The organism is Enterococcus sp. LJL51 (genome assembly GCF_054871795.1).
In genome coordinates this window covers 1-24,941 of sequence record NZ_JBTXLW010000003.1, presented here as the reverse complement: position 1 = coordinate 24,941, position 24,941 = coordinate 1, and the positions used below count along the sequence as shown (strand labels likewise).

Below are 24,941 nucleotides of genomic sequence, written 5' to 3'. Positions count from 1 at the left end.
TAGAAGGAGAGAACGAATGACTGAAACACACAAATCTGGCTTTGTAGCAATCGTAGGTCGCCCTAATGTTGGGAAATCTACCTTGCTTAATCGAATTGTCGGACAAAAAATTGCTATTATGAGTGATAAGGCTCAAACAACTAGAAATAAGATTCAGGGAGTATACACCACACCAGAGGCTCAATTGATTTTCATTGATACCCCGGGGATTCACAAACCGAAGCATCGATTAGGCGATTTCATGGTGGAAACTGCGTATAGCGCATTAAGAGAAGTAGATGCTGTTCTCTTTATGATTAGTGCCGATCAAAAGCGGGGAAAAGGCGACGATTTTATTATCGATCGTCTGAAGCAACAAAATACGCCTGTTTTTCTGGTGATTAATAAGATTGACAAGGTTCATCCTAATGATTTGTTGGCAATTATTGAAGATTATTCTAGCCAGATGGAATTTGCCGAGGTCGTTCCTATTTCTGCAACAGAAGGAAATAATACGGAACGTCTGATGGAAATTCTGGTTGAACGGATGCCGAAAGGACCGCAGTATTTCCCAGATGATCAAATCACGGATCACCCGGAATACTTCATTGTTTCTGAGCTGGTTCGTGAGAAGGTTCTTCTTCTTACAAGAGACGAGATTCCTCATTCCGTAGCTGTTGTTGTGGATTCAATGAAACGGGATGAAAATGATAAGGTTCATATTCAAGCAACAATCATCGTTGAACGGGATAGCCAAAAAGGGATCATCATCGGTAAAGGTGGAAAGATGCTGAAACAGATTGGGACAAAGGCGCGCCGTGACATAGAACATTTACTTGATGATAAGGTGTACTTAGAGCTTTGGGTAAAGGTTCAGAAAGACTGGCGAGATAAAAAAATCTATCTTCAGGACTTCGGTTATCGGGAAGAGGATTATTAAAGCCGGCTGTTGAGCTTCACTAGAGGATAGTAAGTATACAACAAAAGTATATGTAAAATAAAGCAGTAGCTGTAGGAGCCAAAAAGGCGTACGGCTGCTGCTTTATTCGCTGACTGATTCAGTTAGCTTGTTTAATTAGTTTACATTTAGACGGAACCAGTTTTTTAATGAAAAAATCATAGTTCCTATAAGAAGAAGCAATCCTACTACACTGAAAACAGGAGTAATCAGGCTGCCTAAAAAGACTGTTACAATAGAGATAAAGAAAAGCAGTAGTGCTGTGGGATTGGTAACAATTTCTACTGTCTGACCAGCTTGAACAGTGACGGGTGTACTGCCTAAATACCATTGATTTGCAGTTAACTGAACGGGCTCCTCGTTGTTTTCGATTTGATATTGTTGATTATTCTTTAAATGTGTAACTAATTTTCCGTTGGATTTCAAGGTAATCTTAGTTCCCATTCCAACAATCCCTGTATTTCTTTGTATATTTATTTTCATTTAAACAGCTCCTTAATGATTTATCGTCTATTCAGTTTGCTCTGTGTAGAGACATGATGGATAGAGCGACTAATAAAGTATACGGGGTTCTGAAATGAATGTAAATGCGTAACTGTTCTTTTATAGTAGTTTTTGCTAAAATGTATATGAATTTAGTTAGTGATAGAGGCTTAAAAAAATAATTTTGTCTTCATCATGAAAAAAGGGCTATTTAGCATATAGGATTTCTAAATAAAATAGATAAAGTGAGGAGGCAGGTGAGAAAATGGCTTTAGGTGAAAGCAAAGGACTGGTTTTATTTGCCAGAGATTATAAAGAAAAGGATAAGCTGGTAAAGATTTTTACAGAATCCTTTGGCAAGCAAATGTTTTTTATCAAAGGGGCTCATCGTAAAAATAATCCTTTAACTCCTGCAATTATGCCGTTTACTCAAGCTGTTTACATCGGTGATTTTAGAGAAGAAGGACTATCTTTTATCAACAGCAGTAAAGAAGTGACACCGTTTCTGGCGATTCAGCAGGATATTTTCCTCAATGCTTATGCAACCTATATTCTTAATCTTGCAGACACAGCAATTGAAGACCGCATCTATGATCCTAGCTTATACTCTTTTACGCTACAGGCACTACAGCTGATTAATGAAGGGAAAGATCCGGAAATCATTACAAATATATATGAAATTCAGCTGCTTCATCGATTTGGTATTTCCATTGACTGGATGAGCTGCCGGGTGTGCGGTCAGACAAAAGGCAAGTTTGACTATTCCTCTAAATACAATGGTGTACTATGTGAAGCTCATTGGCACATGGATGCCTATCGTTATCATGGGGATTCAAGAGCCATTCACTTTATTCGTCTCTTTTCAGCTGTTTCCTATGATAAATTGAATAAAATAGAGGTTAAGCCGGAAATAAAGCTAGAAATCAGAAAGATTATTGATGAGCTTTATGACGAGTATGTGGGAATCCATTTGAAAAGTAAAAAATTTATTGATCAGATGAAAAGCTGGGAGAACACCTTGAAGGAGCAGCGAAATGGAGACTAGCAATTATCTAAAAAAAGTTGTTTATAAAAAGCCAAAGCAACAAGACTTTCCCTTCAATCTATCAGCGCTCAACGATTTGAATGACCTTGTTTTTGACCAGCCGCTGACTTTTTTCGTAGGGGAAAATGGGACAGGGAAATCCACCGTGATTGAGATGATAGCCAGTTTGATGGGGATGAATATGGAGGGCGGATCACGGAATCAGCTCTTCTCCACTTATGAAGAAAACTACTCGCTGGCTGATGCTTGTCGTCCAGTACGGTATCCCAGCTACCCTAAGGATTTCTATTTCTACCGGGCAGAATCTTTTTATAATTTAATGACTGAAATAGAGGAAACGGATGCTTTTGGACCGTCTGTTTTTGAACGGGATCTTCATAGCTATTCGAGAGGAGAATCGTTTGTAGAGCTTTTAACAAACCGTTTTTTCGGCAAAGGCTTTTACCTGCTTGATGAACCTGAGACAGGTCTTTCGCTGAGTACCCAGCTGCAGGTTATGGTACTGCTGAAGGATTTGATTGGTGCCGATTCTCAGTTTATTATTGCCACGCATTCCCCTGTACTGCTGTTTTTTCCTAATGCTAAAATATATGAGTTTTCAGCCGACAGTATTCAGGAGAAGAAATTGAAGGAAACGAGAATTTATCAGGATTGGTCGATGATTTTTGAAAGAGAGCAGTATTTTTTCGAAAAACTTCTATCCGAATGAAAAATAATTTGACATCTGAAATTGAACGGCTTATTATGAATAGTAACGAATATGTACAATGAGAAAGAAGAGTAGAAAGATTTTCAGACAAGAAGCGATTTCGGGAGAGTGAAAGCCGGAAGCTGAACCTTTCGAAGGGCGCTTTTGAGTACAGTAAATGAAGCTGCTGATTTTTAATCAGAAGTAGGGTGGAACCGCGAATGACTTTTCGTCCCTATGTCTCTTTAGAGGCATAGGGACTTTTTTTACTTGTGCCACCTATACTCTGAAGGGGAGAAAGACAGTCAATAGGAGGAGAAAAAATGAAACAGAAATTAACTGTGCAAGACATGATTCTGACATTGCAGAAATTTTGGTCATCAAACGGTTGTATGCTGATGCAGGCATATGATACAGAGAAGGGTGCCGGAACAATGAGTCCGTATACATTTCTTCGTGCAATCGGTCCAGAGCCTTGGAACGCTGCCTATGTAGAACCTTCAAGACGGCCGGCTGACGGACGATATGGGGAGAACCCCAACCGCCTGTATCAGCATCATCAGTTCCAAGTGGTTATGAAGCCATCTCCGGAAAACATTCAGGAGCTGTACTTGGATAGTCTGCGTTTATTAGGAATTGAACCATTAGAGCATGATATCCGGTTTGTAGAGGATAACTGGGAAAATCCATCAATGGGCTGTGCTGGTCTGGGATGGGAAGTTTGGTTAAATGGTATGGAAATTACACAGTTCACGTATTTTCAACAGGTAGGCGGGCTGCCGTGTAAGCCAGTAACAGCGGAAATCACTTATGGTTTAGAACGATTAGCTTCTTATATTCAGGAGGTTGAAAGTGTTTATGATTTACAATGGACACAAGATGTAAAGTACGGTGAGATTTTTAAGCAGCCGGAATATGAGCATTCAAAATATTCTTTTGAAATTAGCGACCAGGAAATGCTTTTAGCTAATTTTGACAAATTTGAAAAAGAAGCGAAACGATGTATTGATGAGGATTTGGTTCACCCGGCTTATGATTATATCTTAAAATGCAGTCATACCTTCAATCTACTGGATGCCCGCGGCGCAGTATCAGTTACAGAACGCGCCGGCTATCTGGCACGGATTCGGAATATGGCCCGCTCAGTAGCCAAAATCTTTGTAGCAGAAAGAAAGAAACTGGGTTACCCTCTGCTTAATAAAACAGCTGCTGAGAAAGGAGCGGAATAATTATGGCGAATAATTTATTATTGGAAATTGGCTTAGAAGAAATGCCGGCTCATGTGGTGACACCAAGCCGGAAACAGCTGGAAGAGAAAGTAGTAAACTTTTTAGATGAACATAATTTAGGTTATGAATCTGTTCAGACTTTTTCTACGCCTAGACGTTTAGCCATCTATGTGACGGCGATTCCTGAAAGACAAGAAGACACGCAAGAAGAAGTCAAAGGACCTGCAAAGAAAATTGCTCAGGACGCTGAAGGCAACTGGTCCAAAGCGGCCGAGGGCTTTGTTCGAGGTCAAGGGCTGACAACAGATGCGATTACCTTTAGAGAATTAAATGGTGTTGAGTATGTCTACGTAACAAAATATGTTCATGGGCAAGCATCGAAAGAAGTCTTGAAAGGCCTAAAGGATGTTATTTTGAGCTTAACTTTCCCTGTGACAATGCGCTGGGCGGATCATGAGTTTGAATACATTCGTCCAATTCATTGGATTGTCGCTCTTTTAGATGAAGAGGTCATTCCATTTACGATTCTTGATGTAGCAACAGATAGAAAATCAAGAGGGCATCGCTTCCTTGGGGATGAAGCAACATTTGCTCACGCAGATGAATATGAACAAAAGCTTTTAGAGCAATTTGTTATCGCTGATCCTGTTAAGAGAGAAGCGATGATTGTTGAACAGGCAGAAGCTATTGCTGAAAAGAATCAGTGGACTGTAGCTTTGGCTGGTGATTTATTAGAAGAAGTGAATAATTTAGTGGAATATCCTACAGTATTTGTTGGCGGATTTGACGAAAAATATCTTTCTGTTCCTGATGAAGTTTTAGTCACATCGATGAAGGAACATCAGCGCTATTTTGATGTCCGCAATGAAAAAGGATTACTGCTGCCTCATTTTATCGCAGTTCGAAACGGCAACAATGTTCATCTGGAAAATGTTGTTAAGGGGAATGAGAAGGTTTTGATTGCCCGTCTGGAAGATGCAGAGTTCTTCTATAATGAAGATAAAAAATTATCGATTGATACATGTGTAAATAAACTAAAAAATGTAACCTTCCATGAAAAAATTGGCTCTATCTATGAAAAAATGCAGCGTACAGCAGCGATAGCCAAAATCATTGGAGAAAAAATTGGCTTAAACAACGAGGAACTGACAGATTTAAATCGGGCAGCACAAATCTATAAGTTTGATTTAGTTACAAATATGGTTGGAGAATTTCCCGAGCTACAGGGAATTATGGGTGAAAAATATGCCCTGCTGCAAGGTGAAAAAGCAGCAGTTGCACAGGCCATTCGCGAACATTATCTGCCGATTTCCAGTGAGGGTGAACTGCCGGAGTCGGCAATTGGTTCAGTTTTGGCGATTGCTGATAAACTGGACAGCGTCCTTACATTCTTTACAGTAGGAATGGTTCCTAGCGGTTCGAACGATCCGTATGCTCTGCGTCGTCAGACTTATGGGATTATTCGAATTATTGAGAACAAGGGCTGGCAGTTTCCGCTAGTTGAGCTTCAGGAAGAAATTGATCAGGAAATCAATGCAGATCAAGAACGTTTTGGAATTCAGCTAACAAGCGGTCAAAAGGAAGTTGTTGATTTTGTCAAAGCACGATTACGCCAGCTGCTTCTAACTAAAAATATTCGTCATGATATCATCGACGCGGTGATTTCAGCGAAACAAAAAGACATGATGAAGCTGTTTGCTTCAGCAATGATTATTCGTGAACATCTTAAGGATGAGGATTTCCGTCCTTCTATTGAAGCGTTGACTCGTGTATTGAATTTAGCTAAGAAGAGTCAGGAACTCGGTCAGAAAGATGTAAAAATCAATAAAGCGTTATTTGAAAATGAGACAGAGAAAGCTCTTCACCAAGCTGTCAATGAAGTAGAGGAAAACTTCAAAGGCAATACAATGGCGGAAAACTATCAAGCTTTGGTGAGCTTGAAACCGTTGATTGAAGCTTACTTTGATCAGACGATGGTCATGGTAGAGGATGAAGACATCAAAGCAAACCGAATTGCCGAATTAAACCGGATTGCTGAAATGGTGCTTTCCCTGGCAAGTCTTGATTTATTAAATGTTAAATAATCTATAAAACAGGGTAATAGGAATCTGGAAAAACGTTCTAAAGCAGTGGAAAAAACTGTTTTAGGGCGTTTTCTATTTTTTCACTAGTGTTGTAAAGAAAATAAGATAGTTTATCATGCTTCAGACAAATAGAATAGGCAGTGAAGCCGGAAGCAAGTCGGTAGAAAATTATGGCCATTCCTAAATGAAGTCAAGCAAGCGCCAGCCTGTTTCAGCTAAAGCGCTCCTTTCTGAGCCAAGAGAAAATTGGTTGGAGAGAAACAGGCCTGATGGCTAAACGTTTTAAGTGAAGAATATCGTACTTGGTTATTAGTTGAATAATTCGTACAAATTCTGGAAAAGAGTCATCCATTGCTGAAGCATTCGATTTTTTCACTTGTCAACTGATTAATATTTCCAGATTATTCTGACTATATCTTTGAAACACTAATATTATTTAAAAAAAGCAACAAAATAATCAGCTGAACGACTGATAATATGCTATGATAAACCTATCTTTTTTTTAGATTTTATCGGAAATTGAGGGGGAATAGCATGATACGTTTTGCAGGAGTAGAGGACGGTCCGGTATTATTAAAAATTTACGCCCAATATATTGAGACAGCAGTGACCTTTGAATGTGCTCTTCCCAAAGAGACGGAATTTTCACAGCGGATTGAGGAAATTAGTCAAGACTATCCCTATTTAGTTTGGGAAGAGGATGGCCGTATTATTGGGTACGCGTATGCACATCGTTATAAAGAAAGAGAAGCTTATCAATGGACTGCCGAGCTGTCAGTTTATGTTGACCAGAAATCTGCAGTAAGAGGAGTGGGACGTCGATTTTATCAAATGCTTCTGGCAATCTTGAAACGCCAAGGGGTTAGGACAGTCTATGGCATTGTTACAGTTCCTAATGAAAAAAGTGAAAAACTACATAAAGTATTTGGCTTTCAACGAATAGGTGTTTATCACAGTATCGGATACAAGTGCGGCCGCTGGCATGATGTTGCCTTGTTTGAAAAGAAGCTTTTGACTGGTGATTCTGAACCAGAACCTTTTTTACCTATTCATCTATTGTCACATGAAGAACTGTCAGCAGTATTACTAGAACAGATGTAGAGCAGAATTATTAATGAACAAATATTTTTTAGTTTATCAGAGAGAGTTGAGGTAGAGTAGATGCAATTTAGAAATTATATCGCTGAGCAGGATCGGGAGTGGCTTATTCAATTATGTGGCCGTTTTGCTGATTTTCCTCTTCCTCAGCGCATTGAGCATGCAGGATTTAGAAAGCAGCAGATGGATTGGATGGTTTTAGATTTAGAAAAAGCGGAACAGGTTCATCTTTTGATTGCTGTTTTAGATGGACAGCGTGCAGGCTTTATTGAGATGAAGGCAGAAGAAGACTGGCTAACTGGCGAGAAACAAGCTTATGTTTCAAGAATCTGCACAACGGAAGACATGGAGGGAAAAGGTGTCGGTAAAGCTTTGATGACTCAAGCGGAGCGCTGGGCAGCGGAGCAGGGATTTGAAGGAATCAGTTTAAATGTTTTTGCTGGAAATACTCATGCTGCCGCATTCTATGAATCGTTGGGCTATGAAAAAGAAACGATAAAAATGAGAAAAACTCTGAATTAGGATGGCTGTTTTCACATTCAGATTCCTTGTTAAAAATTCCTGGACAAAGTGGGGAATAGCTGCTCGTGTGTAGAGGCCTTTGCACCGTTACATTGGCTAATAATAGAGTGTAGGTTTTTTTATTACTAAAAAGCTGGTGAGTGAGAATTGGATTATTTCTCATACACCAGCTTTTGTTTACTTATTTATTTTTTTGCTGTTTTCCGGCGTTGCGTCCGCCTTTAGAAGAATACTTAGGTTGATGCCCATTGCTTTTAGTCAATGATACTTCTTTAGGAGTAACATCTTTTACGGTACTGACTACCTGTTTTGGCGGATTTTTCTTGAGTTCTTCTGCTACTTGAGCCTTAATTCTAGGTTTCAGCAGAATATTTGAAATAAAGGTTTGGATACAACTGAAAATACCACCGACAACCCAATATAATGCTACTCCGGCAGGAGAGCTAAAGGACATGAAGACAATCATCAATGGCGAGATAATCAGCATAGATTTCATAGTCTTTTTCTGTTCTTCAGGAATACCGATTGTTGAAATATATCCTTGAATTAAATAAGCGATTCCGGCTAAAATTACGAAAACAATACTCGGCGTACCTAAGTTAATGCCGAAGAAGTTCGCTTCGCTAATACCTTCTGTATATCTGGCAGCAAAGAACAAAGCAGAGAATATCGGCATTTGAATCAGCAGAGGTAAACAGCCAATTCCGCCCATCATGCTCATATTGTTGTCTTTGTATACCTGATTCAGTTCTGTTTGTGCCTGCATCTGTTCTTCACGTGTTACAGCCTGTTTCATCTTGGCTTGTGCCGCATCAATCTGTGGTTTGATTGCCTGCATTTTTTCAGTCTGAATCATACTTTTACGTGACTGATTCAAGCCTAAAGGCATAATGATGATTCGAACGATGACAGTAATAAATACAATCGCCCAGCCGTAATTCCAATTAAAGTTGTTTACAAGGTAAGTAATAAGATTGCTCATCGGCTGAACAAGAAATTGATAAACAATTCCGTCGCCTGTAGGTTGACCATCGCTTCCGGTTTTTACACAACCTGAAAGAAAAAGCATTAAGGTGATTAAGCCTGAACTAAGTATCCATTTATTGTATTTCTTCATATAATTCTTCCTTTACTAAAATTTGCACAAACTTAACTATACTTTAAAATCATTCATTTTTCAATAATAATTCCGAAAAGCCGAGGAAACTTATTGAATAATTAAAAGCAGAATTACTTACTGGAGGTACATGATAAAAGCAGCGCAGCGTCTAGAAAAATGGCAGTTCAGTCAGCTGCCTGCTAAGTAAAGCTGGTTAATTTGTTACTTTAAAAGTAGAATAATCTTCAATCAAAGGATCGTCTTGAATATCAGTATAAGTAACTCTTCCGGAAGGTGTTGGAGAATCCTTAATCTTTTGAATAAAGGCTTCAATTTGTTCCAACGAGCCTACTGCTTCAATAGACACAGAACCATCGTTTTCATTTCTGACTGTTCCTGTAACACCTAACTGATCAGCAACCATTTTTGTTGTGTAGCGAAAGCCCACACCCTGTACTCGTCCTTGAACGTTCATACGAATTTTTCTCATGAATAGGCACCCCGTTCCTTTATTTTCTTATTTACTATGATAGCGATTTTTTTAGTTTCAATCAAGTTTTGAATAAGTGTTAAAAAAAATGATATAATGCTGTTGAGGTGGAAACATGAAAGAAATTATGTCTAACAAGAATGAGTTTATAAAGAAGCTGAAAAAGCTTCAAAGGAAAAAACATCGGGAGGAAAATGGTCAGTATCTGGTTGAGGGCTTCCATTTAATTGAAGAAGCAGCAAAATCTCTAGTTGACATCCAATGGGTGATTGTGGACCAGAGAGGATTAAAGGAATGGAAACAATGGCTGGAGGAACAAGATCAAACTAAGATGATTTTTGTCAGTGATGAAGTGATGAAAAGTCTCTCTGATTTACCTGCTCCTCAAGGAATTATCGGTGTACTGGCTATTCCAAAAGAAATCGAAACCTTGGAACAATCAGGGAATTGGCTGGCGCTGGATAACGTACAGGACCCTGGAAATGTTGGAACTATGGTTCGGACTGCCGATGCAGCTGGGTATGCTGGAGTGATTATTGGTGAAGGTTCGGCCGATATCTACAGTACAAAGGTTTTGCGTGCGATGCAGGGAAGTCATTTCCATCTGCCGATTGTTCGAGGCGAAATCAGTCATTATCTGCAGCAGTTTAAGGCGGCAGGGCTTCCAGTGTATGGAACAGAGCTGAATGAACAGGCAATAGACTATTCAATTCTTGAGCCATCTGAGAGCTCTTTGTTAATTATGGGAAATGAAGGGCAGGGCGTCGCAAAGGAATTGTTAATGGAAACGACGCAAAATGTTTATATTCCTATTAAGGGGCAGGCGGAGTCTTTAAATGTAGCTGTAGCCGCTGGAATATTAATGTATCAGCTGTCTATATAAAATTCTGGTCTCTGCTTTGTTCTGTATGGGGCAAAGCAGACTTCTTGTATTGTGATTTTTTTGACGTCCAAGTAAACAGAGGGATAAAAGTATACAAGAGTATGAAATCAAGATTCTGCAATGAATTTAGTTCATTTTGAAAGAGTTCTTCTAAATTAATAAGAAATTTTGAATCGATTCAAAAAAGCGGTTGCAAAAATGAGCTTTACCTGTTATTATCAAATTGAATCGATTCAAGTTAGTATATATTTTTTTAATCAATTAGTTAGGATGATGAACTAACTATAAAATTTGGAGGAGTTCTAATGAAATTTATTGATAAGTTATCTGAAAAATTATTGCCTATTGCGGCGAAAATCAATAATCAGCGACATTTAAGTGCTATTCGAGATGGATTTATTATTACCATGCCTTTAATCATGGCTGCTTCCTTCTTTATCTTACTGAATGCTGTTATTTTTTCAAATGCCTGGGTACAACAGTTTATTGATTTAAGCTTTCTAGCTGGACTGGCGGGAATTGTGAACAATGGCACGATGGGAATTTTGGCTATTTTGGTCTGCTACAACATTGGCTACAATTTAGCTACATGGTATGCCAACTCCGGCAAGATTGACAACAAAGGCTTTAGTCCCACTCATGCCGGCGGCTTGAGTGTAGCTTTGATGTGCATTATGATGCCGATGAACAGCACAGTTACACTAGCGGATGGAGCTACCGCAGAAGTGGGTGGTGTATACCTGCAGTCGTTAACGTCTTCGTCAGGACTTTTTCTGGCAATGCTGGCAGCTTTGGCTGGGACAGAATTATTTGTTCGTTTTTCCAGATTTGAAAAACTGCGTATTAACATGCCGGAAAATGTCCCGCCTGCAGTTGGAACATCCTTTAACTCATTGATTCCGGAAGTTCTTGTAATAATTATTTTTGCAGTGGTCGTATTTACACTAGATAAAACAACTGGACTAACAATTCCTGATATCGTTGATACAATTATTCAAACACCATTGAAAGGGTTTGTCCTTTCGGCCCCAGGTATGCTGTTCATTCAGTTCATCTCTGATACATTGTGGGTATTTGGAATGCATGGTTCAAGCATTTTATCACCGATTAAATCTGCGCCGATGTTAACGGCAATTCAGGAAAACATGACAGCTTTTGAAGCAGGAAACGTAATTCCTAACATCGTAACTGAACCCTTTGTCGGCAGCTTTGGTCTATTGGGAGGCGGCGGCTGTATACTGCCTTTAATTATCGCTATCTTTATTGTTTCTAAAAGAAAAGAGCAAAAAAATGTTGCCCGTTTAGGGTTAGCGCCGAGCTGTTTTAACATTGCAGAACCAATTATGTTTGGTTTACCAGTGGTTATGAATCCGATCTTTATGATTCCATGTGCCATAATCCCATCGATCAATCTTATTATTGCTTACTTTGCGACAAGTATTGGGTTGATTGGGAAGACTGTTGCGGCAGCCCCTTGGATTACACCGCCGGTATTTCAAGCGTGGATTGCAACAGGTGGAAATCTGCCAGCCGCTATTTTAGCATTTTTACTGTTTATTATGGATATTCTGCTATTCATTCCATTTATTATGGCGAGTAACAAAGTGAATAAATTGGAAACAATTTAGTAAGATAGAACAGATTGGAAAGGATAAGGAAATGATGGACTACAAAAATCCTGAATGTACAATTCATGAACGTGTAACAGACTTATTGTCACGCATGACAATTGAAGAGAAAGTTGGTCAGGTGAACCAGCATCTTTATGGCTGGAAAGCCTATGAAAAGAAAGGACAAACCTTTCAGCTGACTGATTACTTTAAGGAGCATGTTGCTTGGGGACATGGCATGGGGGCATTATATGGCGTGTTTCGGGCAGATCCCTGGTCTAAGGTAAATCAGGAAAATGGCGTGCCGGCTTGTGACAGCTGGCAGCTGGCAAACGAAATTCAGGACTATGTTATTCGTCATTCAAGGCTAGGCATTCCTGTTTTATTGGCGGAAGAGTGTCCTCATGGTCATCAAGGATTAGGAAGCATCTCATATCCCACTAATATTGGTAAAGGGAACTCTTTTAATCGCGACCTTATTGAGGCAACCTCCCGCAATATGGCAGCTGAGCTGGCACAAAAGGGGGTCCATCTAGCCTTGGTTTCCTCACTAGATATTAGCCGGGATCCGCGGTGGGGCAGAACCGAAGAATGTTATGGAGAAGATCCATATTTGGCTGCTGCTTTTAATCGTTCCATCATATCAGGGTTTCAGGGTACGCTGATTTCTGACAAGCAGCAATTTTTGCATCAGACAGTGAATGAAGCGAATCGTAAACCGGAACAAATGGGTGTTGTCTTGAAACACTGTATTGCGCAGGGAGATGCGTTAGGCGGGCATAATTCTGGAGCGGTAACGATTGGTGAGCGGGAATTCATGGAGGTTTATTATCCATTATTGAAAAGTGCTGGCAATGCTGTTGGAATCATGGCTGCCTACAATGACTTGGATGGCATCCCTTGTCATACAAATCAAGAACTTTTTCAAAAATATTTGCGAACCCAGTTAGGCTATCAGGGAATTGTTATGGCGGATGGTACAGCGCTGGACCGATTAGCAGCCATTTATGGTACACAGGAAGAATCTGCAAAGCAGGCACTGGCTGCAGGCATTGATTTAAGCTTATGGGATATGACTTATCTGCAGATAGGCAGCGGTATTAGGCAGGGTGTTATTCCAGAAGAGTTACTGAATCGAGCTGTATATCGTGTACTCAGCATCAAATTTTTACTAGGACTTTTTGATCGTCCGTATGTTGAAGCACCGGAAGCGGGGTATGAGGACCGATTTTACAGCTACCAGAAGGAGAATCAACAGCTGACGGCTGAGAGCATCACCTTGTTAAAAAATGAAGGGATTCTGCCTCTAAAGGATAGCGGGGAAAAATTGGCTGTAATTGGTCCAAATGCCAATGAATTATATAATCAGTTAGGAGACTATACAGCTCCGCAAACAACTGAACAGCTGGAGCAAACAATTTTTAAAGGGATTCAAGATGGATTCCCTCTATCTAAAGTGACTTTCGCTCAAGGCTGTGATGTCCGTAAGCTGGAAAATCAAGAGCTGTTGTTGAGCGAAGCTGTTCAGATGGCCAAGGCAAGCGACAAGATTATTTTAGTGCTTGGCGGCTCCAGCGCCCGTAATTTTGATATGGAGTTTTTAAGTAACGGTGCTGTTTCTTCCAAAGGAATCAATATGGATTCAGGAGAAAATGTCGATCTTTCTTCATTAACGTTGGGAGGTAGACAGCTTGACCTGCTGGAAAAACTCAACAAATTAGGAAAACCAATTATAACAATACTTGTTCAGGGACGGCCTCATGAACTGGAGCAGGTGTGTAGGAAATCAAATGCGGTTCTTACTGCCTGGTATCCTGGGCAAAAGGGCGGGGAAGCAGTTAGTGATATTTTATCTGGAAAGACGAATCCAAGTGGAAAACTCAGCTTAAGCTACCCTCGCTCAAGTGGTCAGCTGCCCGTCTATTATTACCAGCGGGCTATTGCAATGAATGAACATTACTATGATTCATCTGGAGCCCCTCTGTTTCCTTTTGGCTATGGACAAAGCTATACGAAATTTTCCTATGAAACGCTCACAATCAAGACGCCTCTTCCTACAAAGCAGGAAATGAAAGCCGGGAAGAAGTTGTTAGTTGAAGTTAGGGTAGTAAATCAAGGGAGCTATGACGGTCAGGAAGCTGTTTTGTTGTATTGTCAGCTGCATGGCGGCGATGTCATTCAACGGAAAAAGATGCTCCGAGGCTTTGAAAAAGTCGCTATTCCCAAAAATCAGACAGTAAAAATTTGCTTTGAGCTAGGATTTGAGGAGCTCTCCTATTTTAATAGACAAGGGCAGTTTGATTTAACAAATAGTGTTACAATCAGAGTAAATGATTTAACGCAGCAGATTCATTTTAAAGATGACTAAGTGCTGGTGAGGGGGAATTGTGTTTGGCCACTATACAAGAGGTTGCAAAGGCGGCGGGAGTTTCGGTAGGCAGTGTGTCCCGGTATCTAAACGGGCATAAGCTGCGGCCGGAAAACAGCGAACGTATTAGACAAGCAATCGAGAAAATGAACTACAGAGAAAATCCGTGGGCGAAGGGACTTAAAAGCAATCAGAGCTATTCAATTGGTGTTTTAATGAATAACATGCAAAGTCATTTCAGCTCCTCTGTTGTTGCAACGATTGAAGATGTGTTTGAGCAGGAAGGCTACAGCACGCTGCTTTCAGGATATCGGGATGATGCAGAGCAAATTGGACGAAAGCTGGAGTTTCTGGCGTCACGGACAGTGGATGGCTTAATTGTTTTTGGTGCGGAGCAAAGCTGGCCGGGAATGGAGCAGATTGCGGCTATGGATATTCCTGTTATCTCAGCAATTACGCCTTTGAGCTTTCCAAAAGTAGATTCAATTTTGCTGAATAACCGTAAAAGTACAGCTGATTTAATTAAGCGAATCATTCAACAAGGGCATCAGAAAATTGGTTTCATCGCAGCACCGCAAATCGATTATGTTGCTCGTGAGCGTTTGGCTGGCATTTATGAAGCTTTTGCTGAACTGGGAGAAGAAATCGATGAACGTTGTATTCTATTTGGAGACTACTCAAGAAAAAGCGGCTTTCAGGCAATGGAGGAGCTGCTGGCATTGGGCGATATTACTGCAGTCTTCGTCTGCAATTACAATATGTCTTTAGGGGCATTGGAAAGTATTCACCAGCATGAACTGAAAATCGGGACGGACATTTCTTTCGCCAGCTATGATTACTTCGAAGCAAGCGATGTATTTTATCCAAAGCTGACGGTGATTAAACAGCCGGTAGCAGCCTTTGGCGCGTTAGCAGCAAAAAGAATTATTGAGCGGGTTAAAGACCCTACGATTCCCGGAGGCCAGCAGTTTATGCTTGAAAATGAAATTTTATGGCGGGATTCTATCTGCCAACGATAATTTTAACAGGGAAGAAAAGTGAATGACAATCAGACAAGATATAGAAGAAAATCTTTTGACAGAACAGGAAGGTTATAGTCAACTTCCGGAAAAAGTCATTTCAGAGCTGGAACAATTTCAGAATAACAAGTTGGGTGTGATTTTCCATTGGGGCTTATACGCTGTAGCAGGTATTGTTGAATCCTGGCAGCTTTCAGAAGAAGACAACTGGGCACGAAAACAGCCATGGCGGGAAGATTTAGCTGTACTGAGAAAAGACTACTGGGCGCTTAGCCAAACGTTTAATCCCCGTAGCTTTAATCCAACTGAGTGGGCTCTTCTCTGCCGAAACGCCGGGTTTCGTTATATGATATTCACTACAAAGCACCATGACGGTTTTTCAATGTATGATACGCAATATTCGAATTATAAAGTGACCAGTGAAATATGTCCTTTCCATACAAGTAAGCGAAAAGACATTTTTGGTGAAACCGCAGAGGCATTTAGAAATGCAGGATTATCTGTCGGCGTATACTATTCTAAAGCTGACTGGGCAAGCCCTTATTACTGGGAGCCCAACAGCCGGCCCAAAGGCCGCTACGCCAGTTATGACCCTGAAAAAAAGCCGAAGGTTTGGCAGAAGTACAAAGAGTTTGTTTCCAATCAGCTGCATGAGTTATGTACAAATTACGGAAAAATAGATATTCTTTGGCTAGACGGCGGCTGGGTGAATACGGAGAACCATGAGTTTTTAGATATGCAGCAAATTGCTGTCGATGTCAGAGAACAGCAGCCGCAGCTTTTAATCGTGGATCGTACGATTGGCGGAATGTATGAGAATTATGTAACTCCAGAGCGCAAGGTACCAGAGCAGCTGCCTAAAAAAGTTTGGGAGAGCAATATTCCTTTAGCGAAAAACTGGGGCTATGTTCCAAATGATACGTATAAATCCTTTGAGGAGATTTTGACACTGCTTTTGCAAATCGTTTCGAAGGGCGGAAATCTTTTGCTGGGAGTTGGGCCAAAACCTGATGGTACTCTACCTCACAAGGCACAAGAGCTGATGGGTCAGCTTGGAAAATGGCTGGCAGTTTATGGGACTGGGATTTATGGTACTCGAAAACATCATGTAGATCAATTAGACGGCTGGTATTTTACAGCTAAAAAGAAGCAAATTTACGGCTTTCATATAAATCAGGAACAGGAAAGCCTAAAGCTGGACTTAGCTAAACTCCAGTTGCCTGGAAAAGTAGCGGAGGTCAACAACTTGAAATCTGGCAAGAGCTATTCAATTAACAATAATATTCTGATTGTTCCGGCAGTTGATCAGCAAGAAGCTGTTACAGGAATTGAAATTACTATAGAAATAGAGGGATTAACGCAATGAGAGAATTCTCACAAGCATTTTTATGGGGAGCGGCAGCCTCAGCACCGCAAACTGAAGGACATAGCCTGGAAAACGGCAAGTCACCATCTACTTGGGATAAGTGGTACAAAATAGCACCGGAGAAGTTTAATGAGGGGCAGGGTCCGGAAAATACCTCTAACGTCTATGAGATGTATTCGGAAGACATTCAGCGTATGAAGGAGCTGGGAATGAATTCCTATCGGACGTCTATTGCTTGGACTCGGCTGCTTCCAGACGGCAAGCATGTGAATCCGGAAGGCGTAGCTTTCTATAGCGCATATTTTAAAGAGCTGAAGAAAAACGGAATAGAGCCGATTATCAATCTGTTTCATTTCGATATGCCCTGGTGGCTGATGGAAAAAGGCGGCTGGGAAACGAGAGAATCAGTTGATGCTTTTGCTTTTTATGCAAAAACAGCATTTGAACTATTTGGTGACACTGTAAGCTATTGGACTACGTTTAACGAGCCGCTGGTTCATATTGAATGCGGATACTTATATGGGTATCATTATCCAGCAGTTGTTGATTTCAAAAGAGCTGTTCAGGTCGGCTACCACACGCTGATGGCTCATACAAGAGCAGTAGAAGAGTTCAGAAATGCCAAAGTGAAGAACGGCAGGATAGGTATTATTCTGAATATTTCTCCAGCTTATGCTAGAAGTGACTCAAAAGAAGACCTGCAGGCGAAAGAACTGGCTGATTTGATTAATACCAAAAGTTTTCTTGAGCCAGCTGTTCATGGAGTGATTCCTGAAAAGCTGACAGCTGTTTTTCGTACACATCATTTGCTTCCAAAAATTAAGGTAGGCGATAAAGAACTGATTCGTGAGAACACCGTCGATTTTATTGGTTTGAACTATTACCAGCCAAGGCGTGTACAGGCGCCGGAGCATGTCAGGGTTCCAGCGCAAACACCAGCGGATTTTTATCTACCTTACGATCTACCTAACAAACGGATTAATCCATATCGAGGGTGGGAAATTTATCCTGAAGCACTATATGATGTTGCAGTAATGATGAAAGAAGAATACAAGAATATTCCCTGGTATGTTTCTGAGAATGGCATGGGTGTAGCGGAGGAAGAGCGCTTTGCTGATGAGAACGGCATGATTCAGGATGACTATCGGATTTTATTCATACAGGAACATCTGACAGAGCTTCACAAAGGAATTACAGCAGGCAGCAACTGCTTTGGCTACCATGCCTGGACCTTTGTTGACTGCTGGTCATGGTTAAACGGCTATCGGAACCGCTACGGTTTTTATCGTGTTGACCTAGAGAACCATTATAAACGAACGCTAAAGAAAAGCGGGATATGGTACAAAGAATTAATTAAAAGAAACGGGTTTGACAATTAAATCGTGTGCTTAAAATATTTTGTATAGTTTGGATAATGTTACAGAAGATGAGTGGAATCAGTATTGTTATTGACAAAATAAGTCAGTATCAATGCTGGTTTCTTTTTAAACTATATGCAATGTTTTATAAAATTATTTGTGTGATATTTTATAAAAAAATTATTTTTAAAATAAATAACAATTCTTTGTGTTATAATAATTATGTTAAAAACGAAAGGATTGATAAAAATGAAAAAAATTGATTGTTTGAAACGGGTATTGGTTGCTGGCGGCTTAGGATTATTGTTCGGATTTCCTTTAGCGGCTTCTGCAAATGAGCTGGACTATGTTCATTTTCCAGATGCGACGCTGAGAGATGAATTGGTTTATAAAAGCGAGTATTATTTGAGAGACAAGTACGATCAAAAAAGAGAAGAAATAGAGGCAGAAAACCAAGCAAAACAAGAACAGCTGCAAACCGCCTTTGATGCGGAAGTAGCGAGATTTGAAGCAATACAGGCAGATTATGATGAACAATACAATCAGTTAGATGCTGATTTGAACAATGGTCTTATTACTCAAGAAGAATATGACCGTAAATATGCAGAACTGAATAAAAAAGTAGAAGAGTTGGATCAGCAAAGAGAAGTAGCTATGGAAAAATATGATAAGGATGTAGAGGAGCAGGATAATATTTATCACCAAGCACTTGCTGAGAACAATAAAAATAATGAAAATGAAAATGAATTTATTCGAAAATATGAACTGTTTGATAAAAAGTTCATAGCAAGCGTCGAAGGTATTTCACCAGACTGGACAGATCCATACAGCAGCTTAAACGGCTTGGAATTTGCTGTAAATTTAAAAAGGTTAAGTGGCGAACAAACCACACCTTTTGGAGATTTACGCCCGATTAATAAATTAACGAAGCTTGAAGAAATTTATAGTGTTGTAGCCAGTAATCAAGGCTCACTGATTGATTTAAAAGACTTGACTAGTTTGAAAGAGTTGAGATTCTCTTTTTCTGGATATGGCACAGAGGAAGAATATTACGACAATCGGGATAATATGTACACAAGAACACTATTGACTGATATCTCAGCATTATCTAATTTACCTCAATTAAATGAGATATCTCTTTATGCAGAAGGAATTATGACGCCAGTCACATTGAAGCAAGGGACAGACAGCTATCAAATCTATGATCCAATCATTTTGTCTTCTCAGTTTGATGGGCAAGCCATTACGTATACTTCAGGTATGGATGAGAATACTGACAGTTCAGAAGAGCTAAAATGGGAAAATCTTACCGGAACAGAAAAATACCTGCCCTTTAGCTGGTCAGTCACAAAAGGAAATTATCATTTCTCAGGTCGTGGGCAGGTTCCGCTGCGTTGGAAATAGAAAAATTATAGATAAAATGTGACTGAGACCTAAATAAGTTTTAAACTTTTGATATGTCTAAATCTGAACGATGAGACAGAGTCAATTTTATAGCAATAAGTTGAAATTCAGCAAAAATTTGAGAAGTACTAAATAGGAATCAGGGAACAGCGATGGTTTATGTGCTTATTTCATCTCTTTTTGTAAATTTCTTCTTATTGCGTTTCATTCATGTACTTGAAGAAAGCTGTTTCTACCGCAATTACTTTCTCTGACAATATCTATAAATAAAAACGTAAGTAAAATATGTGTCACTGTCTTGCGTTTGCTTATTTTCTATTGTATACTATCAAAGGTGCTGCTTTTCAGCGCTAAATCCACATCCGTGTTTGATTTGTGAAGGGGTGCCGTTTTCGGTTCTTCATGAAGAAGAGAGCAGGAGAGGAAACAAAAAAACCAAATTGGAGGAAACACAACATGGCAGTAATTTCTATGAAACAATTACTTGAAGCCGGCGTACATTTTGGACACCAAACTCGTCGCTGGAATCCGAAGATGAAAAAATACATCTTCACAGAAAGAAACGGAATCTACATCATTGATTTGCAAAAAACAGTGAAATTGGTAGACGTTGCTTACGATTACATGAAAAATGTTGCTGAAGAAGGCGGCGTTGCATTGTTCGTAGGTACTAAAAAACAAGCACAAGAAGCAATTAAAGACGAAGCAATCCGTGCTGGTCAATACTATGTAAACCATCGCTGGTTAGGCGGAACGTTGACAAACTGGGATACTATCCAAAAACGTATCAAACGTTTGAAAGATATTAACCGCATGGAAGAAGACGGTACATTTGACGTTCTTCCTAAAAAAGAAGTAGTTGGTTTGAACAAACAACGTGAACGTCTTGAAAAATTCTTAGGCGGTATCGCTGATATGCCTAGAGTTCCAGATGTAATGTACATTGTTGACCCTCGCAAAGAGCGTATCGCAGTTCAGGAAGCTCAAAAACTGAACATTCCAATCGTTGCTATGGTTGATACTAACTGTGATCCAGATGAGATCGATGTTGTTATCCCATCAAATGATGATGCGATTCGTGCAGTTAAGCTGATTACAGCTAAAATGGCTGATGCGTTCATCGAAGGAAACCAAGGTGAAGATCAAGCTGTAGAAGAAATGTTCGTTGAAACAGCACCTGAAGAAGCAACATCAATCGAAGAAATCGTTGAAGTTGTTGAAGGTACTAACGAAGAAACTGCAGAATAATACGAGTATACGTATAAAAATAAAACGGAGCTGTCTCAAAGGCTGGCGCAATAGGCCTGTTTCTCCTTTGAGATGGCTTTTTTAAAACAATGATGTTAACTATTTGAGGAGGATATAGAGAAATGGCAGATATTTCAGCTAAAATGGTAAAAGAATTACGTGACATGACAGGTGTCGGTATGATGGATGCCAAAAGAGCATTGGTAGAAGTAGAAGGCGACATGGATAAAGCCGTTGACTTTTTACGTGAAAAAGGAATGGCTAAAGCAGGCAAGAAAAACGATCGTATCGCTGCTGAAGGCTTGGCAAATGTTGCAACTGACGGCAACTTTGCTGCAATCGTAGAAATCAACTCTGAAACAGACTTCGTTGCGAAAAACGAAATGTTCCAGGATTTAGTTAAAAACGTTGCTCAGGAAATGGCAACAAACCGTCCTGCAACAATGGAAGATGCACTAGCTATCAAAACTGAAAAAGGTACCATTGAAACAGATTTGATTGAAGCACAAACAGTTATTGGCGAAAAAATCAGCTTCCGTCGTTTTGAAGTAGTTGAAAAAGCTGATAACGCTGCATTCGGTGCTTACCTGCATATGGGCGGACGTATCGCTGTATTGACTGTTTTAGAAGGAACAACAGACGAAGAAGTAGCGAAAGATGTTGCTATGCACGTTGCAGCAATCAATCCTCGTTATATCAATGAATCACAAATCCCTCAAGAAGAGCTTGAACATGAAAAAACAGTTCTTACTGAGCAAGCATTAAACGAAGGCAAGCCTGCTAACATTGTAGATAAAATGGTTATTGGCCGTCTTAACAAATTTAAAGCTGAAATCTCATTAGTAGATCAGCCGTTTGTTAAAGATCCTGATATGACTGTTGAAAAATATGTTGCTGCAAAAGGCGCAACTGTTAAATCATTTGTTCGTTTTGCTGTTGGTGAAGGCATCGAAAAACGTGAAGATAACTTTGCTGATGAAGTAATGAGCCAAATGAAAAAATAATTCTGTTACTTGTAACAGTTGGGAACGCAGTTAAATGCGCTCCCTTTTTTTAGGCAAGTTCAAAGAACTATCTGAAAAAACAACTGTCTTATGATAAAATGACAGTAGAGAATTGCTGGAGGGAAAAGACAAGATGGTAAAACCTAAATATCAACGTGTAGTACTGAAATTAAGCGGTGAAGCTTTGGCTGGAAATGATGGATTCGGAATCAAACCTCCTGTCATCAAAGAAATCGTACAAGAGATTAAAGAAGTTCACGAATTAGGTATCGAAATGGCAATTGTCGTCGGCGGTGGCAATATCTGGCGCGGACAAATCGGTGCGCAAATGGGTATGGAAAGAGCACAAGCTGATTATATGGGTATGCTTGCTACAGTAATGAATGCTTTAGCGTTGCAGGACACATTGGAAAATCTAGGCGTGCCGACACGTGTACAGTCTTCGATTGAAATGCGTCAAATTGCTGAGCCGTATATCCGCAGACGAGCAGAACGCCATCTTGAAAAAGGCCGTGTTGTTATTTTTGCCGGCGGAACAGGAAACCCTTATTTCTCAACCGACACAACTGCAGCTTTGCGTGCAGCTGAGATTGAAGCAGATGTCATTCTAATGGCAAAAAATAATGTAGACGGTGTTTACTCTGCTGATCCGAAGCTTGATGCAAATGCAGTAAAGTATGAGGAACTGACACATTTGGATGTCATTTCAAAAGGTCTACAGGTCATGGATTCTACAGCAAGCTCTTTGAGTATGGATAACGATATTCCACTACTCGTTTTTAACCTAAACGAGCCAGGAAATATCCGCCGAGCATGTCTTGGTGAAAATATTGGAACAACAGTTAGGGGGAAATAATAATGTCTGGAAAAACAATGGAAACTGCAAAAGAAAAAATGAAAAAAGCAGAGCAAAGCCTACAGCGTGAATTAGGTCAAATCCGCGCAGGAAGAGCAAACGCAAGTCTGCTGGATCGTATCACTGTAGATTACTATGGTGCACCTACTCCGATAAATCAATTAGCATCAATCACTATTCCAGAAGCACGTGTTTTAATGATTACACCTTTCGATAAAAACTCAATTGATGATATCGATAAAGCCCTGCAGGCTAGTGATATCGGAATTAGTCCGACCAATGACGGAAACGTGATTCGTCTGGTTATTCCTCAGTTGACAGAGGAACGTCGTAAAGAATTGACGAAAGACGTGAAAAAAGAAGCTGAGAATGCAAAGGTAGCAGTGAGAAACGTCCGTCGTGATGCAATGGATGATTTAAAGAAACAGCAAAAAAATGGTGATATCACAGAAGATGAGCTTAGAAATCTTGAAAAAGATGTACAGAAGCTGACAGATGACAGTGTAAAAGCAATCGATGACATCACTGCTGATAAAGAAAAAGAACTTTTAGACGTTTAGAATCAAAGCTCTTGAAAAGAACAGGTTCTACGTCAAATTGTGTTGGTAGGACAAAAACTGAATAAAATTGAAGAACTTGGAACGAAAAAACGGCTCTTTGTCAACTAATGTTGGTGAAGAGAAATCTTAGAATTTTTGAAGATCAAGAGGAAACATTTCTCTTGGTCTTTTTTAGTTTACAATTAAAGCGTTGCCGTGGCGAATCATAATTCGCAGTTTGAAATTGTAAAAGCTACGGAAGCCATACGCATTCCGTTTTAAAACTTTGATATGGTTGTTTAAACATTCCAGCGGTCCATTGGAGTAGGTGTGTTGAAGAGCATTTTTGATTTGTGGAAGAAACTTTTTAAATGTCTCCAAGGTGGTTCGATAACTTTCTGAAAGTGTCGGATCAAAAGCAAGCAGTTCTTCAAAGTATTTTTGATCGCGTTTCTTAACTGCATAAAGCAAATCTTGGTATAGTTGGTAACCCGTTTGTAGTTCAGGCGAAACGTGAAGCAAGCGATCTACAATCTCTGTTTCTGTTAAACAGTTTTTAAAACCAGGACGCCAAAGGCGCTTTTCATCGTTCAATCTGCTTTCGTCTTTTTGGAGAAGTTTCCAGTATCGCTTCATTTGCTTCCCAATCGAATGCTGTTTCGGTTCTTTACTCTGGAGCAATCGATTGGTTACTTTTGTTCGCTGGTTACGAAAGGTTCTTCCAATGTGTTGAACAACATGGAATCGGTCAATAATAAGTTGGGCATTTGGAAATAGTTTTTTGACTAGTGAAACGTAGGGTGTATACATATCAATCACGATAAACTGCACATTTTCACGATTTTCTCTAGAGAAACGACTGAAATAACGCTCTAAAAAATGAAGTTGGCGATTCTCAACAATATCCAATAACTGATGTGTCTCACCGTCCATCATGATAAAACTCATGGCGTGTGCAACACTGCGGACAGACTTAAATTCATCAAAACATAATACTTTGGGCAGATGCATTCGAAAGGGGTTCATCGGACGATAGAACCGTTTCATGACACGGTATATGGAAGAAACGGATAGGTTCTTTTGACGAGCGATCTCAGTCATAGAGGTGTTTCTCTTTAGATGAGTGACGACTGACCAACGAACTTTTTCACTGATAGAACAATGCTTTTCTGCCACAGAAGTATCTGCAACAAAGGTTCGTTGACACGCCTTACACTTGAAGCGTTGTTTTTTTAGTTCAAGATACGTCCGGTATTCGGAGACGTCATTCATTAACAACCGTACGGTTGTTGTTCCCCAACGTATTAGATTGGAAAGAACGTCATTCCCACAATGAATGCATTCTTGTGGAGAATAAGAAAGTTTTCCACGATAAATGGCGCAAATCTGTCCTTTGTACTTTTCTTTTGTTAAACAATTTTCCTCGAAAGTGATATTTAGGTCTAGAATATCTAGTGTTTCTTTGATAAGCTGAGTAAGAGACATCTTGATTCCTCCTTTTGGATTGGTTCGCCAAATTAATTCTAAAGGATTTCAAGGTGTCTTTTCTATTGTTTTGGAAAATAAAAAAGATATTGGTGGAATTCCACCAACATCAAAAAGTATAGAGCC

22 protein-coding genes are annotated in these 24,941 nt (G+C 39.9%); 18 read left to right on the top strand and 4 right to left on the bottom strand.

The window, feature by feature from the left end:
- The first annotated feature begins 16 nt into the window (after positions 1 to 16).
- On the top strand, positions 17 to 919 hold the full coding sequence (gene era / locus ACYSNQ_RS04075) for a GTPase Era (protein WP_426081545.1): 903 nt from the start codon (positions 17 to 19) through the stop codon (positions 917 to 919).
- Between the two features lie 135 nt (positions 920 to 1,054).
- Here era and ACYSNQ_RS04070 read toward each other — a convergent pair whose 3' ends face one another.
- Positions 1,055 to 1,420: a hypothetical protein gene (locus tag ACYSNQ_RS04070; RefSeq protein ID WP_426081544.1), complete on the bottom strand. Its 366-nt coding sequence runs from the start codon at positions 1,418 to 1,420 to the stop codon at positions 1,055 to 1,057.
- Between the two features lie 265 nt (positions 1,421 to 1,685).
- Here ACYSNQ_RS04070 and recO point away from each other — a divergent pair, with 265 nt between their 5' ends.
- The 6 genes from recO to ACYSNQ_RS04040 all read left to right on the top strand — a co-directional run bounded on the left by recO (position 1,686) and on the right by ACYSNQ_RS04040 (position 8,086).
- Positions 1,686 to 2,465, top strand: a complete 780-nt coding sequence (recO, locus tag ACYSNQ_RS04065; protein WP_426081543.1) for a DNA repair protein RecO — start codon at positions 1,686 to 1,688, stop codon at positions 2,463 to 2,465.
- A complete protein-coding gene (locus tag ACYSNQ_RS04060) occupies positions 2,455 to 3,174 on the top strand; it encodes an AAA family ATPase (protein WP_426081542.1) in 720 nt (239 codons plus the stop codon). The genes recO and ACYSNQ_RS04060 overlap by 11 nt, the downstream gene beginning before the upstream one ends.
- A 302-nt stretch (positions 3,175 to 3,476) precedes the next feature.
- Positions 3,477 to 4,382, top strand: coding sequence for a glycine--tRNA ligase subunit alpha (glyQ, locus tag ACYSNQ_RS04055; RefSeq protein ID WP_426081541.1), 906 nt, complete (start codon positions 3,477 to 3,479; stop codon positions 4,380 to 4,382).
- Between the two features lie 2 nt (positions 4,383 to 4,384).
- Positions 4,385 to 6,466: a glycine--tRNA ligase subunit beta gene (gene glyS, locus ACYSNQ_RS04050; protein WP_426081540.1), complete on the top strand. Its 2,082-nt coding sequence runs from the start codon at positions 4,385 to 4,387 to the stop codon at positions 6,464 to 6,466.
- A 534-nt stretch (positions 6,467 to 7,000) separates the two neighbouring features.
- The gene (locus ACYSNQ_RS04045) at positions 7,001 to 7,567 is read left to right on the top strand and encodes a GNAT family N-acetyltransferase (protein ID WP_426081539.1); all 567 of its coding nucleotides are present in this window, start codon (positions 7,001 to 7,003) and stop codon (positions 7,565 to 7,567) included.
- 60 nt (positions 7,568 to 7,627) lie between these two features.
- Positions 7,628 to 8,086, top strand: a complete 459-nt coding sequence (locus ACYSNQ_RS04040) for a GNAT family N-acetyltransferase (protein ID WP_426081538.1) — start codon at positions 7,628 to 7,630, stop codon at positions 8,084 to 8,086.
- A 181-nt stretch (positions 8,087 to 8,267) separates the two neighbouring features.
- Here ACYSNQ_RS04040 and yidC read toward each other — a convergent pair whose 3' ends face one another.
- A complete protein-coding gene (yidC, locus tag ACYSNQ_RS04035; RefSeq protein ID WP_426081537.1) occupies positions 8,268 to 9,203 on the bottom strand; it encodes a membrane protein insertase YidC in 936 nt (311 codons plus the stop codon).
- 196 nt (positions 9,204 to 9,399) lie between these two features.
- The gene (locus tag ACYSNQ_RS04030) at positions 9,400 to 9,675 is read right to left on the bottom strand and encodes an acylphosphatase (protein ID WP_426081536.1); all 276 of its coding nucleotides are present in this window, start codon (positions 9,673 to 9,675) and stop codon (positions 9,400 to 9,402) included.
- Positions 9,676 to 9,790: 115 nt separating this feature from the next.
- On the opposite strand from ACYSNQ_RS04030, the gene ACYSNQ_RS04025 reads away from it, so the two are divergent.
- The 11 genes from ACYSNQ_RS04025 (at position 9,791) to frr (ending at position 23,351) form a co-directional block, all read left to right on the top strand.
- Positions 9,791 to 10,558 (top strand): TrmH family RNA methyltransferase, encoded by a 768-nt coding sequence (locus ACYSNQ_RS04025; RefSeq protein ID WP_426081535.1) that lies wholly within the window; start codon positions 9,791 to 9,793, stop codon positions 10,556 to 10,558.
- Between the two features lie 305 nt (positions 10,559 to 10,863).
- Positions 10,864 to 12,186, top strand: a complete 1,323-nt coding sequence (locus tag ACYSNQ_RS04020) for a PTS sugar transporter subunit IIC (RefSeq protein WP_426081534.1) — start codon at positions 10,864 to 10,866, stop codon at positions 12,184 to 12,186.
- Between the two features lie 31 nt (positions 12,187 to 12,217).
- A complete protein-coding gene (locus tag ACYSNQ_RS04015) occupies positions 12,218 to 14,536 on the top strand; it encodes a glycoside hydrolase family 3 N-terminal domain-containing protein (RefSeq protein ID WP_426081533.1) in 2,319 nt (772 codons plus the stop codon).
- Positions 14,537 to 14,559: 23 nt separating this feature from the next.
- Positions 14,560 to 15,555: a LacI family DNA-binding transcriptional regulator gene (locus tag ACYSNQ_RS04010; RefSeq protein ID WP_426081532.1), complete on the top strand. Its 996-nt coding sequence runs from the start codon at positions 14,560 to 14,562 to the stop codon at positions 15,553 to 15,555.
- Positions 15,556 to 15,577: 22 nt separating this feature from the next.
- Positions 15,578 to 16,921, top strand: coding sequence for an alpha-L-fucosidase (locus ACYSNQ_RS04005; protein WP_426081531.1), 1,344 nt, complete (start codon positions 15,578 to 15,580; stop codon positions 16,919 to 16,921).
- A complete protein-coding gene (locus tag ACYSNQ_RS04000) occupies positions 16,918 to 18,300 on the top strand; it encodes a glycoside hydrolase family 1 protein (protein WP_426081529.1) in 1,383 nt (460 codons plus the stop codon). The genes ACYSNQ_RS04005 and ACYSNQ_RS04000 overlap by 4 nt, the downstream gene beginning before the upstream one ends.
- 228 nt (positions 18,301 to 18,528) lie before the next feature.
- Complete coding sequence (locus ACYSNQ_RS03995) at positions 18,529 to 19,683, top strand: hypothetical protein (protein WP_426081528.1); 1,155 nt, start codon at positions 18,529 to 18,531, stop codon at positions 19,681 to 19,683.
- Between the two features lie 456 nt (positions 19,684 to 20,139).
- Positions 20,140 to 20,931, top strand: a complete 792-nt coding sequence (gene rpsB / locus ACYSNQ_RS03990) for a 30S ribosomal protein S2 (protein ID WP_426081527.1) — start codon at positions 20,140 to 20,142, stop codon at positions 20,929 to 20,931.
- Positions 20,932 to 21,053: 122 nt separating this feature from the next.
- Positions 21,054 to 21,935, top strand: coding sequence for a translation elongation factor Ts (gene tsf, locus ACYSNQ_RS03985; RefSeq protein WP_426081526.1), 882 nt, complete (start codon positions 21,054 to 21,056; stop codon positions 21,933 to 21,935).
- Positions 21,936 to 22,068: 133 nt separating this feature from the next.
- The gene (pyrH, locus tag ACYSNQ_RS03980) at positions 22,069 to 22,791 is read left to right on the top strand and encodes a UMP kinase (protein ID WP_426081525.1); all 723 of its coding nucleotides are present in this window, start codon (positions 22,069 to 22,071) and stop codon (positions 22,789 to 22,791) included.
- 2 nt (positions 22,792 to 22,793) lie between these two features.
- The gene (gene frr / locus ACYSNQ_RS03975) at positions 22,794 to 23,351 is read left to right on the top strand and encodes a ribosome recycling factor (RefSeq protein ID WP_426081524.1); all 558 of its coding nucleotides are present in this window, start codon (positions 22,794 to 22,796) and stop codon (positions 23,349 to 23,351) included.
- A 171-nt stretch (positions 23,352 to 23,522) separates the two neighbouring features.
- On the opposite strand, the gene ACYSNQ_RS03970 is transcribed toward frr, so the two are convergent.
- Positions 23,523 to 24,815: an ISL3 family transposase gene (locus ACYSNQ_RS03970; protein WP_426081523.1), complete on the bottom strand. Its 1,293-nt coding sequence runs from the start codon at positions 24,813 to 24,815 to the stop codon at positions 23,523 to 23,525.
- Between the last annotated feature and the right edge of the window lie 126 nt (positions 24,816 to 24,941).

Bases quoted from the DNA above. Each gene is read 5' to 3' on its own strand.
- ACYSNQ_RS03970 (WP_426081523.1), bottom strand. From the start codon at position 24,815: ATGTCTCTTACTCAGCTTATCAAAGAAACACTAGATATTCTAGACCTA.
- ACYSNQ_RS04020 (WP_426081534.1), top strand. From the start codon at position 10,864: ATGAAATTTATTGATAAGTTATCTGAAAAATTATTGCCTATTGCGGCG.
- pyrH (WP_426081525.1), top strand. From the start codon at position 22,069: ATGGTAAAACCTAAATATCAACGTGTAGTACTGAAATTAAGCGGTGAA.
- glyQ (WP_426081541.1), top strand. From the start codon at position 3,477: ATGAAACAGAAATTAACTGTGCAAGACATGATTCTGACATTGCAGAAA.
- tsf (WP_426081526.1), top strand. From the start codon at position 21,054: ATGGCAGATATTTCAGCTAAAATGGTAAAAGAATTACGTGACATGACA.
- ACYSNQ_RS04060 (WP_426081542.1), top strand. From the start codon at position 2,455: ATGGAGACTAGCAATTATCTAAAAAAAGTTGTTTATAAAAAGCCAAAG.
- ACYSNQ_RS03995 (WP_426081528.1), top strand. From the start codon at position 18,529: ATGAAAAAAATTGATTGTTTGAAACGGGTATTGGTTGCTGGCGGCTTA.
- frr (WP_426081524.1), top strand. From the start codon at position 22,794: ATGTCTGGAAAAACAATGGAAACTGCAAAAGAAAAAATGAAAAAAGCA.
- ACYSNQ_RS04070 (WP_426081544.1), bottom strand. From the start codon at position 1,420: ATGAAAATAAATATACAAAGAAATACAGGGATTGTTGGAATGGGAACT.
- ACYSNQ_RS04040 (WP_426081538.1), top strand. From the start codon at position 7,628: ATGCAATTTAGAAATTATATCGCTGAGCAGGATCGGGAGTGGCTTATT.
- rpsB (WP_426081527.1), top strand. From the start codon at position 20,140: ATGGCAGTAATTTCTATGAAACAATTACTTGAAGCCGGCGTACATTTT.
- ACYSNQ_RS04045 (WP_426081539.1), top strand. From the start codon at position 7,001: ATGATACGTTTTGCAGGAGTAGAGGACGGTCCGGTATTATTAAAAATT.
- era (WP_426081545.1), top strand. From the start codon at position 17: ATGACTGAAACACACAAATCTGGCTTTGTAGCAATCGTAGGTCGCCCT.
- ACYSNQ_RS04025 (WP_426081535.1), top strand. From the start codon at position 9,791: ATGAAAGAAATTATGTCTAACAAGAATGAGTTTATAAAGAAGCTGAAA.
- ACYSNQ_RS04030 (WP_426081536.1), bottom strand. From the start codon at position 9,675: ATGAGAAAAATTCGTATGAACGTTCAAGGACGAGTACAGGGTGTGGGC.
- yidC (WP_426081537.1), bottom strand. From the start codon at position 9,203: ATGAAGAAATACAATAAATGGATACTTAGTTCAGGCTTAATCACCTTA.
- glyS (WP_426081540.1), top strand. From the start codon at position 4,385: ATGGCGAATAATTTATTATTGGAAATTGGCTTAGAAGAAATGCCGGCT.
- ACYSNQ_RS04000 (WP_426081529.1), top strand. From the start codon at position 16,918: ATGAGAGAATTCTCACAAGCATTTTTATGGGGAGCGGCAGCCTCAGCA.
- ACYSNQ_RS04015 (WP_426081533.1), top strand. From the start codon at position 12,218: ATGATGGACTACAAAAATCCTGAATGTACAATTCATGAACGTGTAACA.
- ACYSNQ_RS04005 (WP_426081531.1), top strand. From the start codon at position 15,578: ATGACAATCAGACAAGATATAGAAGAAAATCTTTTGACAGAACAGGAA.
- recO (WP_426081543.1), top strand. From the start codon at position 1,686: ATGGCTTTAGGTGAAAGCAAAGGACTGGTTTTATTTGCCAGAGATTAT.